Annotated in this window: 12 protein-coding genes; 5 read left to right on the top strand and 7 right to left on the bottom strand. The window is 60.7% G+C overall.

Annotation, left to right across the window (positions count from 1 at the left end; all coding sequences use genetic code 11):
- Positions 1 to 35: 35 nt before the first annotated feature.
- Positions 36 to 800, bottom strand: a complete 765-nt coding sequence (locus GOV80_RS20350; protein WP_170787321.1) for an FCD domain-containing protein — start codon at positions 798 to 800, stop codon at positions 36 to 38.
- 152 nt (positions 801 to 952) lie between these two features.
- On the opposite strand from GOV80_RS20350, the gene GOV80_RS20345 reads away from it, so the two are divergent.
- From GOV80_RS20345 to GOV80_RS20330, 4 genes are all read left to right on the top strand, one after another.
- A complete protein-coding gene (locus GOV80_RS20345) occupies positions 953 to 2,161 on the top strand; it encodes an aminotransferase-like domain-containing protein (protein ID WP_170787319.1) in 1,209 nt (402 codons plus the stop codon).
- 35 nt (positions 2,162 to 2,196) lie between these two features.
- The gene (locus tag GOV80_RS20340; RefSeq protein ID WP_170775274.1) at positions 2,197 to 2,604 is read left to right on the top strand and encodes a hypothetical protein; all 408 of its coding nucleotides are present in this window, start codon (positions 2,197 to 2,199) and stop codon (positions 2,602 to 2,604) included.
- A gap of 140 nt (positions 2,605 to 2,744) precedes the next feature.
- On the top strand, positions 2,745 to 6,200 hold the full coding sequence (locus GOV80_RS20335; RefSeq protein ID WP_170787317.1) for a chromosome segregation SMC family protein: 3,456 nt from the start codon (positions 2,745 to 2,747) through the stop codon (positions 6,198 to 6,200).
- 54 nt (positions 6,201 to 6,254) lie between these two features.
- Positions 6,255 to 6,605, top strand: a complete 351-nt coding sequence (locus GOV80_RS20330; protein WP_170775278.1) for a hypothetical protein — start codon at positions 6,255 to 6,257, stop codon at positions 6,603 to 6,605.
- 8 nt (positions 6,606 to 6,613) lie between these two features.
- Here the strand turns inward: GOV80_RS20330 and GOV80_RS20325 are convergent, their stop codons facing one another.
- From GOV80_RS20325 to cobD, 5 genes are all read right to left on the bottom strand, one after another.
- Positions 6,614 to 7,129, bottom strand: a complete 516-nt coding sequence (locus GOV80_RS20325) for a GFA family protein (RefSeq protein ID WP_237215958.1) — start codon at positions 7,127 to 7,129, stop codon at positions 6,614 to 6,616.
- Positions 7,113 to 7,406 (bottom strand): antibiotic biosynthesis monooxygenase family protein, encoded by a 294-nt coding sequence (locus GOV80_RS20320; protein WP_170787315.1) that lies wholly within the window; start codon positions 7,404 to 7,406, stop codon positions 7,113 to 7,115. The genes GOV80_RS20325 and GOV80_RS20320 overlap by 17 nt, the downstream gene beginning before the upstream one ends.
- 110 nt (positions 7,407 to 7,516) lie before the next feature.
- Entirely contained in the window at positions 7,517 to 8,680 is a 1,164-nt protein-coding gene (locus GOV80_RS20315) for a lytic murein transglycosylase (RefSeq protein ID WP_170787313.1), read from the bottom strand.
- A gap of 12 nt (positions 8,681 to 8,692) precedes the next feature.
- Positions 8,693 to 9,613: an adenosylcobinamide-phosphate synthase CbiB gene (cbiB, locus tag GOV80_RS20310; RefSeq protein ID WP_170787311.1), complete on the bottom strand. Its 921-nt coding sequence runs from the start codon at positions 9,611 to 9,613 to the stop codon at positions 8,693 to 8,695.
- Positions 9,610 to 10,575, bottom strand: coding sequence for a threonine-phosphate decarboxylase CobD (gene cobD, locus GOV80_RS20305; RefSeq protein ID WP_170787309.1), 966 nt, complete (start codon positions 10,573 to 10,575; stop codon positions 9,610 to 9,612). The genes cbiB and cobD overlap by 4 nt, the downstream gene beginning before the upstream one ends.
- Positions 10,576 to 10,756: 181 nt before the next feature.
- Here cobD and GOV80_RS20300 point away from each other — a divergent pair, with 181 nt between their 5' ends.
- The gene (locus GOV80_RS20300; RefSeq protein WP_170775286.1) at positions 10,757 to 11,119 is read left to right on the top strand and encodes a response regulator transcription factor; all 363 of its coding nucleotides are present in this window, start codon (positions 10,757 to 10,759) and stop codon (positions 11,117 to 11,119) included.
- Here GOV80_RS20300 and GOV80_RS20295 read toward each other — a convergent pair.
- Entirely contained in the window at positions 11,101 to 12,090 is a 990-nt protein-coding gene (locus tag GOV80_RS20295) for a glutathione S-transferase family protein (protein ID WP_170787307.1), read from the bottom strand. The genes GOV80_RS20300 and GOV80_RS20295 overlap by 19 nt on opposite strands.
- Positions 12,091 to 12,125: the final 35 nt, after the last annotated feature.

Below are 12,125 nucleotides of genomic sequence, written 5' to 3'. Positions count from 1 at the left end.
ACCCCGCTGACATTCAGGCGGTCCATCATGTCAGATCAACGCGTTTCATGATCCAGTCGCTGCCGCGCGATTTCTTCGTTCCGTAAAGCCTTTTGGTGATCTTGTGTGCATTGTTGAACGAAGTTCAGGTGTTTCTGAACAGCCTCGCGGGCGCCTTCCGGGTCGCGCGCCTGTAGCGCGGTATTGATTGCACGGTGCTGATCCAAGATGGCTTCTCGGGTTGTGCGTTGATTGAACATCATTTGACGGTTGTAAAAGACGCCTTGGCGCAACAGGTCGAACATCGACCGCATCATATGCAGCATTACGACGTTATGGCTCGCCTCGATAATGGCCATGTGGAATTGCGCGTCCAGATTGGCCTCATCTTTCGGAGCGTTGCGGGCATGGGCGGCCTCCATCTTTTCAAAGATCGTTTGGACCACTTTCAGGTCGCTTTCTGATCCCATTCTCGCTGCGCGCTCAGCCGCCAAGCCCTCCATGTCCCGACGGAATGAGAGATAATCGAAAACTGCTTCTGGATGACTGCCAAAAAGGCGGATCAGGGCGGGTGAAAAGGCAGAGCCCAACACCTCGGCCACATAGATCCCGGATCCGGCCTTGGCGGCCAAAAGACCTTGCTCCTGAAGCTCCGAAATCGCCTCGCGCAAGGATGGGCGCGACACGCCCAACCGCTCGGCGAGTTCACGTTCAGCGGGCAAGCGTTCGCCGGGGCGTAGAATGCCGCGCAGGATCAGCAACTCGATCTGCCGTACCACTGCGATTGAGAGCTTCTCGGTCTGAACTTTTTGGAAGGGCATAGGGATGTCGTCGCTGAAATTGGTCAATTCATATGACCATGGAATGCAGGCGGGTACAAGAATGTCGCGGCCTTGAGGTGAGAATAGGTCAGAATTATTGACTTTAAAAAATTCCTCGATACGCTGCCCATGTCCGAACAGGGAGGGGGCACATGTCGACACAAGCGCTGTTCGCTGCGCGCGCATCGCGAATGAAAGCGTCCGAGATCCGCGAGTTGTTGAAACTTCTTGATCAGCCCGGAATCATTTCCTTCGCTGGCGGTATTCCCGACCCGGCCTTGTTCCCGAAAGAAGAATTTGCGCAGGCGTTCCAGACCGCAATGACCGCAGATCACAGTGACCGCGCGCTGCAATATTCGGTCAGTGAGGGCTATGGTCCTCTGCGTGAATGGCTAGTCGATCATACGCGGGGCAACGGCATTGCTTGTGGGGCTGATAACATCCTGATCACCTCGGGGTCACAACAGGCGTTGGACTATCTTGGCAAGCTCTACCTATCGCCCGGGGATACCGCCTTGGTCGGTTGGCCAACCTATCTGGGGGCGATCAACGCGTTTGACGCCTATGAGCCGCGCTTCGACAGGCTGCACCTGAACGGCAACCAAGGAGCGGCGGAGTACGCCGCGGCAGCGGGCGAAGGGCGGGTGAAATTTGCCTATTTGTCACCGGACTTCGCCAACCCGACAGGTGAGACCGTTGATTTGCGCGCACGAGAGGGCCTGCTGGATCTGGCTGATGCGCTGGATATCGCGGTGATCGAGGATGGGGCCTATCAGGCGTTGCGTTACGAGGGCGATGCGATCCCGCCCATTCTGGCACTGGAGCAAAAGCGTAAGGGCTCGATCGAGGCGTGCCGGACGATCTATTGCGGCAGCTTCTCGAAAACCCTTTCGCCGGGCTTGCGTGTGGGTTGGATCGTGGCCGCGCAGCCAGTGATCCAGCAGCTTGTTCTGATCAAGCAGGCGGCTGATCTGCATTCGCCAACACTCAACCAGATGGCGACCGAGCAGGTGGCGCGCACCTGTTTCGATAGCCACATCCCGATGTTGCGCCGAACCTATGGCGCGCGCCGAAACGCGATGTTGCAGGCGTTGGAGGACCATATGCCCGACGGGGTAGAATGGACCCGGCCCGAAGGCGGGATGTTCATCTGGCTGACCTTGCCCGAAGGGGTCGACGGCGCCGCGCTGTTGGCGCGGTCGCTGGAGACAGTCAAGCTGGCCTTTGTACCCGGTCGGGCGTTTTTCCCCGATGGTAGTGGGGCGAATACCGTGCGACTTAGCTTCTCGAACTCTGATGAGGCGACGATCCGCGAAGGGATCGCACGATTGGGGCAGGTCCTGAAAACCCAGATCGGGTAAGGTTTCATTAACGGTTTGCCCGCAACACTGGGCGTATGATCCGATATCTGTCTCTCCTGGTGCTGGCCGCATGTTCGGCCGGCACGCCCCATTTTCGCGATGTGCCAGCCACGCGCGTGGCGGTGAATGGCAGTGTCTTTGACGTGCGCGTGCGTGGTGAACTGGCCGAGGCGGTGCGGATCAACATGCAATACGCGCCGCGGCTTGGTCCAATCCGCGACCGCGCAGCGTTGGCAATGGCACAGGTGTCGGGGTGTCCGATTCTGGATGTGCTGGGGGATGCCGCAGTCACCGTTGGTGTACTGGGCTGTGATCGAGAAATGGCCGAGCGCCTTTTGCTGACTGCAATTTCGCGCCCGAACTATGAATGCGTAGATACGGGCGTCTTCGACGATATCGGCGGCGATTACGGCTATCAGGTGTTTGAATGCACGCCCTACTGACTTGCGCGTAATCTTGCGTATTTGAGCAAGATGTTGTGGATAACTCAGGTCGAATTCCCATATCCTGCGCAACTGCGTTGACAGGTCCCCAATCCCTTGCGCAGACTTCAAGCATATAGGAATCACGGGACTCATTGCCTTTGCGCTTTAGCAAACTCAAACTCACCGGCTTCAAAAGCTTTGTCGATCCGACCGATTTGATCATCGCGGATGGGCTGACCGGTGTGGTGGGGCCAAATGGTTGCGGCAAGTCCAACCTGCTTGAAGCGTTGCGCTGGGTGATGGGCGAAAACCGTCCCAAATCCATGCGCGGCGGGGCGATGGAAGATGTGATATTCGCGGGGGCGGCTACGCGTCCCGCGCGCAACTTTGCCGAAGTGGTCCTGACTATGGACAATTCGGAACGGTTAGCGCCTTCGGGGTTCAACGACACCGACCAGTTGGAAATCATCCGCCGCATCACCCGCGACGTCGGCAGCGCCTACAAGACCAACGGCAAGGACGTACGCGCGCGCGATGTGCAGATGCTGTTCGCGGATGCCTCAACCGGGGCGCATTCGCCAGCGCTGGTGGGGCAGAACCGTATTGCCGAGCTGATCAACGCCAAACCCCGTGCCCGGCGGCGTATTCTGGAAGAGGCGGCTGGAATATCGGGCCTCTATCAGCGGCGGCATGAGGCCGAGCTGAAACTCAAGGGCACCGAATCCAACCTGACCCGCGTTGATGACGTGTTGGAACAGTTGGGCACGCAGCTGGCGCAACTTGCGCGTCAGGCCCGTCAGGCCGCGCGCTATCGCGAGATCGGTGAACAATTGCGGCAGGCCGAGGGAATGCTGCTTTACCGTCGTTGGAAAGAGGCCGATATGGCCCGCCAACAGGCCGAGGAGAAGCTGCGCGATCGGATCACAGAAGCCTCGCGTGCTGAGGCAGAGGCCCGTGTCGCCGCCGCAAAGCGCGCCGAGATCGAAGAAACCCTGCCGCCGCTGCGTGAGGAAGAGGCCATCGCCGCCGCCGTGTTGCAGCGCCAGCAGGTGCAACGTGACCAGCTTTCTGATCAGGAAACCCGCGCCCGTCAGACCATCGAAACGCTCACCAACCGTATTCAGCAGTTGAGCAATGATATCGAGCGTGAAACCGGCCTGAACCGCGATGCGGGCCAGATGATCGAACGGCTGGAATGGGAAGCCCGCGAGCTGACAAAGGCCGCGGAAGGTCATGATGACAAGGTGGCCGAGGCGGCCGAAATCGCGCGCGAGGCGGCGTCGGTCTTGCAGGATCGAGAAGATCACCTGTCACAACAGACCGAGGATATGGCTCGTTTGGTCGCCCGTCACCAATCGGCGCAGCGTCTGGTCGAAGACAGCCGCAAAACGCTGGCCCGGTCCGAGGGCGAAGAGGAAAAAGCGCGCGGTGCTGTGAATGAAGCGCACGAAGCGCTGACACGCGCCGCCGAAGCATTCGAAGCCGCGCAAGAAGGCGAGGAAGAAGCGCGCGAGGCCGCCGAGGCCGCCGAAGAGGCACTGGCCGCCGCCGATGAGTTGCGCAGCGAAACGCAAGCGCGCGAAGCTGAAGCCCGCGCGCAACGGTCTGAGGCCGAGGGAGAGTTGGGGGCCATAAGGGCCGAGACCTCCGCGCTGTCCAAGCTTGTTGAACGCGACACCGCAGAGGGCGGACAGGTGCTGGACCTGCTGCGCGTCGCTCCAGGCTATGAAAAGGCGCTAGGTGCCGCGCTGGCCGATGATCTGCGCGCGCCTTTAGTCGACGGTGACGGGCCGTCGGGCTGGGTGCAGGTTGCGGGCTATGACGCGGATCAACCCTTGCCTGAGGTTGCCGAACCTTTGGCGCTGCATGTATCGGGGCCGGATCGCCTCAGTCGCCGGATCGCGCAGATCGGGTTGGTTGATGCAGATCAGGGCGCGCGGTTGCAGGCAGCGTTGAAACCAGGTCAGCGGCTGGTGTCGCGCTCGGGCGATCTGTGGCGTTGGGACGGGTTCCGTGCTTGGGCCGAGGACGCGCCCAGTGCAGCGGCGCTGCGGTTGGAACAGCTGAACAAGCTGGAAGCGCTGAAACAGGAACTGGCCCGGACCGAGGCGCAGGCCGATGGCGCGCGGGCGGCGCATGAGGCGCTGTCGCAGCAACTGGCCGACGTGACCGAGGCCGACCGCCGCGCGCGCGAGGCCCGCCGGGCTGCCGATCAACGCATGGCTGAAACCGCGCGGCAACTCAGCCGGGCCGAGGCGGATCGCAATCTGGCGCAGGGCAAGCTGGAAACCCTGACGCTGGCCGTGGATCGCCACAAGGAAGACGCCATGTCCGCCCGCGCCCAACTGCGCGAGGCCGAGGGCGCGCTCGCTGGCTTGGGCGATCTGGACAGCGCCCGTGCGCAGGTCGAAGACATCAAACAAACGGTCGAGGCCGCGCGGATCACCATGCTGACCCACCGCTCGACCCATGACGAATTGCGCCGCGAGGGCGAGGCACGGACCCGTCGCAGTCAAGAGGTCAAGAAAGATCTCAGCGGTTGGAAACACCGGTTGGAGACGGCGGAAAAGCGAATCTCGGAGCTGGTCGAACGCAAGGAAAGTTCTGAGGAAGAGTTGTCCGAGGCGTTGGCTGCCCCCGGCGAAATCGCCGAAGCGCGCGAAGAACTCAACGAATTGATCGAAGCTGCCGAAGCGCGTCGTGCCGAGGCTGCGGACAAGCTGGCCCAAGCCGAAGCTCAGCAGCGCGAATGGGTGATGGCCGAACGTGATGCGGAACGTCTGGCCTCGGAAGCGCGCGAAAGCCGGGCCGCCGCCGAGGCACGCTGTGACGGCGCCAAGGAAAGCGTGACCGCTGCGGCGGAGCGTATTGCCGAGGATCAGCAGCTGACCCCGAACCAGTTGCTGAACCAGCTGGACGTGAACCCCGACCAGATGCCCGCCGCCGACGCGCTTGAGGCCGAGGTCAACCGCCACAAGCGTCAGCGCGACGCGATGGGTGCGGTGAACCTGCGGGCCGAAGAGGACAGCAAAGAGGTTCAGGAAGAATTCGACACGCTGAATGGTGAAAAGGCCGATCTGGAAGAGGCGATCAAGGCCCTGCGCAGCGGTATCGCCAGCCTCAACCGCGAAGGGCGCGAGCGGTTGCTGACGGCGTTTGAGCAGGTGAATTCGAACTTCGCCATGCTGTTCAAGCATCTGTTCGGCGGTGGAGAGGCCAATCTGGTCATGGTTGAAAGCGACGATCCGCTGGACGCGGGTCTCGAGATCATGTGTCAACCGCCGGGCAAGAAACTCTCGACGCTCAGCCTGCTCTCGGGCGGTGAACAGACCCTGACTGCAACCGCGCTGATCTTTGGCGTGTTCCTCGCCAACCCCGCGCCGATTTGTGTGCTGGATGAGGTCGACGCGCCTCTGGACGACGCCAACGTGACGCGGTTCTGCGACCTGCTGGACGAGATGTGCCGCCAGACCGACACGCGGTTCCTGATCATCACCCACCATGCGGTGACGATGGCGCGGATGGACCGGCTGTTCGGCGTGACCATGCAAGAACAGGGCGTCAGCCAGTTGGTTTCAGTCGACCTGAAGAAAGCCGAACAGATGGTCGCCTAACCTTTCACTGCAACGTTATGCCTGTTGCAGAGCAGTTCGGTCTAGACTGTTCCCATGACGCGACTATTGATCCTCGCCTTGCTGACCGCTGGCCCCGCCCTTGCCGCCGAATGGCCCACGAAACCCGGAGACGTCCCCCTGTCGCCCGAAGAGCTGGACGCTTTGGCCGGACGCACGCTGACATTTTTTGACGACGGTCAGGCAAAATTCTCGGCCGGAGGGGCCTATTCCTACACCTACGCCAGCGGAGACGCCGCCTTTGGCACCTATTCCATCGCCGAGGACGGCAGCGTCTGCATCGCCTATCGTAATGGGTTCAGCAGGTGCGATCTGTATGTGCGCAGTGGTGAGCGGTTGGTGCTGATTGACGAAAAAGGGGATCGTTATCCGGTGAGGCCAGAGTAACTGATCCATCAGGAAAGCGCGGTCTCCAAACGTTTTAGCGAACTCGGGGGCCACACTTCATCGAATTTGTAAAACTCCTCAAAGGCGGGAATGTCTTCGCTAAGTGGTACCCAAGCTTGTTTGCTGTTCGTGAAAATCTGCGCATCCGGAGGACACTTATCCGGGTTGTCCAATGTTCCAACACGCACGTACTTTAACTTGCCAAGACGGATCATGTAGCTGCTGAACACGGCGACGCCGCAATTCTTGCAACGCGTGATAATCTGACCTTTGCCGCTTGGGGTGGAAAGTTCATGTTCAGTGGTCGGCCCCTCAAGCTCTACGCGGTCAGCCTCAATAATGGCGTTCAAGACATAAGCCGCTCCGGTTTGTCGCTGGCATTCGCTACAGTGACAGCAATGGACGAACATAGGTGGTGTCGTCATCTGATACGTTACGGTTCCGCAGCCGCATTTCCCCTTGATCATTGCTTCCCCCAAGTTGTTGTTTGAATTCACGCCATCGTCTTTAATCGACCAGCTCATAGTGTTTGATCGAACGCGACTCGACCAATTCGGCCTCCGCGGGGTCGATGTGAGGACTCTGGTAGTCTTCGCCGACAAACGCCTTAAGTGACTCTAAATTTTCCCACACCATGACAAAGCTGAAGTCTCGGGGTGTGTCGGTGCGCGCGGCCCCAGGAAATATTTGAACGATGCCCTTGGTGCCTCTCATCAAGGGGATCGCTGTTTCATGGAAGAACTTGCTGAACTCTTGCTCTTTCCCCGGCCGAGTCACGACCTGAAAAATGCGCATGATCATTCTTCCGTCCTCCGTAAAGTTCGGTTCCTGCACGCACAATCGCCTCTGCTCCTAGGAGCATATCATTTTGCAATGACTTTGTCCGCTTTGGACTCAAACCAGACGCCGCTTCACAAACGACCCAGCAGCTCCACCGTCGGCCACGCATCTGCTGGCAGACCCAGTCGCTGTTGCTCAGCTTGCACCGCCGCCCGTGTTCCGGCTCCCAGAATGCCATCGATCTTGCCCACATCATGGCCGCGTGCCTGAAGTTTGCTCTGTAGCTGCTTCATCTGCGCGCCCGACAAGCCCTGCGCCGGGTTGCCCGCGTCATAGATCTGTGCGCCCTCAAGGCGGGTGCCGAAATAGGCGGCGGTCAGGACGTAGGTAAAGCTCTGGTTCCATTCGAAATAGACGTCGAAATTCGGATAGGCCAGAAAGGCGGGCCCTTTATGCCCCTGCGGCAGGATCAGCGAGGCGGGCAGGTTGGACAGCGACCCGCTGCGGGCCTGAACGCCCATCGCCTGCCACTCGGACACCGGGCGCGATTTGCCGGGGCCGGACAGGGACCAATCCATTTCGCCGGGCACAGTGACCTCTTGCAGCCAAGGCTGACCCGGTTGCCATCCCAGACCCGACAGCATCTTGGCCCCCGACATCAGCGCATCCGGAGCGGAGGTTTTCAGCGAGACCTTGCCGTCCCCATCCCCGTCCACGCCGTTCTCAAGAATATCGCGGGGCAGCATCTGGACCATGCCGATTTCTCCGGCCCAAGCCCCGGTGGTGCGGGCGGGGTCGAAATTGCCCTGCGCGTACAATTCGATGGCAGCGAAGATCTGCGGACGGAACAGCTCGGGCCGACGGCAGTCATGGGCCAGCGTAACCAGCGCATTGCGGGTGTTGAAATCGCCTTGAAAGGCACCGTAATCGGTCTCGAACGCCCAGAAGGCCAAAAGTACGCCGCGTGAGATGCCGTAGTCGCGTGCGATCCGGTCAAACACGGCGTCATATTTGCGCGACATAGCCTGCCCGCGATCAATGCGGTTTTGCGAGATCAGGCGGCGCGAAAACTCGATGAACGGTTTCTGGAACACGCCCTGCGCGCGGTCAGCTTTCAGCACCGCGCTGTCTTGCTGAACGCCTTTGAAGAAGGCGTCGACGGTGGCGCGGTCAAAGCCCTGTTGCAAGGCCTCGGATTTCAGGCCTTTGACAAAGGCGTTGAACCTGCCTCCGCATTGGGCAAAGGCGGGTGACACGAAAAGAGCGGCGGCTATAAGGCCAGAGAGCAAACGCATGAAACGGGTCCGTCAGAAAATGAAGCTGACCCCAACCGACACCGACACGAGGCCAAGCGCAAGCCCCCAAACCCGCCAGAGCATGTCGCATGCGCGGAAAACCTCTGACGCGCCGATATCGCGTGGGGCGTCGCCGTTGACCCAGGCCAGATCGCGCAGCTGCCCGTCATAGCTGCGCGGTCCAGCCAGGGCGACGTTCAAGGCGCGGGCCATGGCGGCCTCAGGCCAGCCAGCGTTGGGCGAGATATGGCGGCGGGCATCCGCGACCATCTGAGGCCAGCGCGCCCATTGGCCCGACAGCGCCACGATCATCACGCAGGTCAGGCGGGCGGGGATCAGGTTAAGTACATCGTCCAACCGTGCCGAAGCCCAGCCGAAGTCGCGGTATTTTTCGCTGCGGTAGCCGATCATGCTGTCGGCGGTGTTTACGGCCTTGTAAACCAGCAGACCGGGCAGGCCGCCGAGAAGAAACCAGAAAGCGGGCGCGATGACCCCGTCGCTGAGGTTTTCGGCCGCGCTTTCGATCGCTGACCGCGCGACCTGCGCCTGCGTCATGTCGCGTGTATCGCGCGAGACGATCATCGCCACTTTCCCCCGCCCGTCTTCCAGCGAGACGGCCAAACCGGCACCAACATCGCGCACATGGCTGACCAATGACTTCTGAGCCAGCAGAATGGCGCAGGCGATTATTTCGACTACTGGTCCCAGAAGGGTCAGCGCGCGCCCAATAATCAATGCGCCGCACACCAACAAGGCGACAACCGCGACACCTTTCAGACGCCGTTGCGCACCGTGGTTGAGGCGTTTGTCAAGCCAGCCAATAAGGTTGCCGATCACGACGGCGGGGTGTTTCACCCGCGACCACAGCCAGTCGGGCTCGCCCAGGGCCGCATCCAGACAGAGGGCGTAGACCAGAAGGAAGGCGGTGCTCACAATGCCGCCTCAAGCCGGGCCCAACCGTCTGCTGGTGGCAAGCCCAGACGCAAGTAAGTTGTCGAATAGGGGAAGATACGGCTCCAGATAAGGGCGCGGGCCAGACGGTCCTGCCACTCCGCGGCGTCTTCGACGGAGTAAAGGCGAAAGAGCGGTGTACCCCCGACCAAACAGGCACCCTGACCCGTCACGAGGGTATCCAGCCGGTCCGCGCCTTGCTGAAGATACCGTCGGGTGGCTGCGGCCCAATCGGTGTCTTGCAAAGCCCGCGCGCCAATTCGCAAAGCAGGACCCGAGACCGCCCATGGGCCAGTCAGATCGTTCAGCCGTGCGATCAGCTTTGGGTCGCCGATGGCAAAGCCAAGGCGCAGCCCGGCCAACCCCCAGAACTTGCCAAAGCTTTTCAGCACGATCACGCCGGGCCGCTCGGCCAGATGGATCAGCGAGGCTTCGGGGGCGACATCGCAGAAACTCTCGTCAATGATGGTCAGCGGCGCGTTGGCGTCGGCATCGGTCCAATAGCGACCATCGGGATTGTTGGGGTGAACGATCACACGCGCGTCGGCTGGACCTTCGGGCTGAACGCTCCAGCCTTGCGCGGAAAAGGCGGCGGCGTGCTCGTTATAGGTGGGGGTTGTGATCTGAACCCGCCCCTGCGGCGCCAAGGCCGGAATGCGGGCGATCAAAGCCGAGGCGCCGGGCGCAGGCAAAATCGCGGCGTTATCACGCACGGACCAGAATTGGCGGGCCGCGTTGGTCAGTTGCTCGAACGCGCCGTGGTCGGGCAGGGCGGTCCAATCCTCGGCACTCAGGTCAGACACCGGGTAGGGCTGCGGGTTGATTCCGGTCGACAGGTCCAGCCAGTCTTGCCGCGATCCGCCATAGGTTTGAATGGCGTCATCCAGCCCTCCGCCATGGTCGCGGCGCGCGCGCGGGTTCAAGTTTTTGTCAGAGCTTGTCATTAGGGTCTCGCCGGAATCGCCGATTTCGGCCCGTTTCAAGCGGATTTTCGCCATTTGCACAAGCGAATCCGTGCCTCGGCGGCAACCGGAAAACAGCGTTAACCCTTTGTTAAGGAATTGGCGTGATCACAAACTCAGGGGTCGGCACCGTTCACCACTTCATGTGCCGAGGTTGTTACTTATGAATGTTTTGATTGTTGAGAGTAATCCCGACCTAGGTCGGGTCTGGAAGCGGCACCTTGAACGTCAAGGCGCTGAGGTCACGCTTGTCGCCGGGCAAGAGGCCGCGATCCTCGCGCTTTACGGGGTCGCGTTTGACATTATCGTGCTGGATTTGGTGCTGGAGGCAGGCAGCGCGCTGGCCGTGGCTGATTTCGCCAGCTATCGCCGCCCTGAGGCGAGGGTGATCTTCGTCACGAACACCACCTTTTTCTCGGACGGGTCCATCTTTGCCCACAGCCCCAATGCGTGCGCCTATGTGCAAAGCGGAACGCCGCCAGAGGATCTGGCGGCGATGGTCGAACACTACGCGGCGGGTCGCTGACCGCGCCCATGCGGTTCCCCGTAATCCAGCACCGGGTTGGTCGGGATAATGCGGTGCGGATTGATGCTTTCATGGCTGTAGTGGTAGTGGCGCACGATGTGCTCCATGTTCACTGTCGGCGCGATGCCGGGCCATTGATACAGTTCGCGCGTATAGGCCCATAGGTTCGGATAGTCGATCAGCCGCCGCCGGTTGCATTTGAAATGCAGGTGATAAACCGGATCGAACCGGATCAGGGTCGTGAACAAGCGCCAATCGGCCTCGGTGATGCGATCCCCCATCAGATAGCGGTTTTGGGACAGGCGATCTTCGAGCCAATCCAGCGTATCGAATAGCGGCCCAACAGCGCTGTCATAGGCGGCCTGGCTGGTGGCGAAGCCGGATTTGTAGACGCCATTGTTCACGTCGGAATAGATCCGGGCGTTGACCGCTTCGATGTCATCGCGCATCGTCTCGGGCCAGTAATCGTCGTTATTGCCCGTGATGCCATCAAAGGCCGAATTGAACATACGGATAATCTCTGAACTTTCGTTCGAGACGATCGTTTCCTGCTCCTTGTCCCAAAGGATCGGCACTGTGACACGGCCGGAATATGACGGGTCCGCCATGGTATAGATTTGATGGGCATAGTCCAGCCCGTACAGATCATCCCCGGTTGCGCCTTTGTCGTCTGGCTGAAAGTTCCAGCCCTTGTCCAGCATATCCGGGTGCACGACCGAGACAGAGATCAGATTGCTTAGCCCCTTGAGTTCCCGGAAGATCAGGGTGCGATGCGCCCAGGGGCAGGCGTGGCTGACATAGAGGTGATAGCGTCCAGCTTCCGCCTTGAACCCGCCCTTGCCCGAGGGGCCCGCGCTGCCATCGGCGGTCAGCCAGTTGCGGAACTGCGCTGCGCTGCGTTTGAACGCGCCGCCGGTGGATTTGGTGTCATACCAAGTGTCGTGCCATTTGCCGTCGACCAACAGGCCCATCTTTGTCCCTCCGAAATCCGATTTCGGCAAACATA

Source organism: Ruegeria lacuscaerulensis (genome assembly GCF_013034685.1).
Taxonomy (GTDB): domain Bacteria; phylum Pseudomonadota; class Alphaproteobacteria; order Rhodobacterales; family Rhodobacteraceae; genus Ruegeria; species Ruegeria lacuscaerulensis_B.
Note: the sequence above shows the minus strand (reverse complement) of the source record. Positions and strands in the feature narration are given on the sequence as shown.

Excerpts from the sequence above, each read along its gene's own strand:
- GOV80_RS20350 (WP_170787321.1), bottom strand. The coding sequence starts at position 800 with ATGCCCTTCCAAAAAGTTCAGACCGAGAAGCTCTCAATCGCAGTGGTA.
- GOV80_RS20345 (WP_170787319.1), top strand. The coding sequence starts at position 953 with ATGTCGACACAAGCGCTGTTCGCTGCGCGCGCATCGCGAATGAAAGCG.
- GOV80_RS20340 (WP_170775274.1), top strand. The coding sequence starts at position 2,197 with ATGATCCGATATCTGTCTCTCCTGGTGCTGGCCGCATGTTCGGCCGGC.
- GOV80_RS20330 (WP_170775278.1), top strand. The coding sequence starts at position 6,255 with ATGACGCGACTATTGATCCTCGCCTTGCTGACCGCTGGCCCCGCCCTT.
- GOV80_RS20325 (WP_237215958.1), bottom strand. The coding sequence starts at position 7,129 with ATGAGCTGGTCGATTAAAGACGATGGCGTGAATTCAAACAACAACTTG.
- GOV80_RS20320 (WP_170787315.1), bottom strand. The coding sequence starts at position 7,406 with ATGATCATGCGCATTTTTCAGGTCGTGACTCGGCCGGGGAAAGAGCAA.
- GOV80_RS20315 (WP_170787313.1), bottom strand. The coding sequence starts at position 8,680 with ATGCGTTTGCTCTCTGGCCTTATAGCCGCCGCTCTTTTCGTGTCACCC.
- cobD (WP_170787309.1), bottom strand. The coding sequence starts at position 10,575 with ATGACAAGCTCTGACAAAAACTTGAACCCGCGCGCGCGCCGCGACCAT.
- GOV80_RS20300 (WP_170775286.1), top strand. The coding sequence starts at position 10,757 with ATGAATGTTTTGATTGTTGAGAGTAATCCCGACCTAGGTCGGGTCTGG.
- GOV80_RS20295 (WP_170787307.1), bottom strand. The coding sequence starts at position 12,090 with ATGGGCCTGTTGGTCGACGGCAAATGGCACGACACTTGGTATGACACC.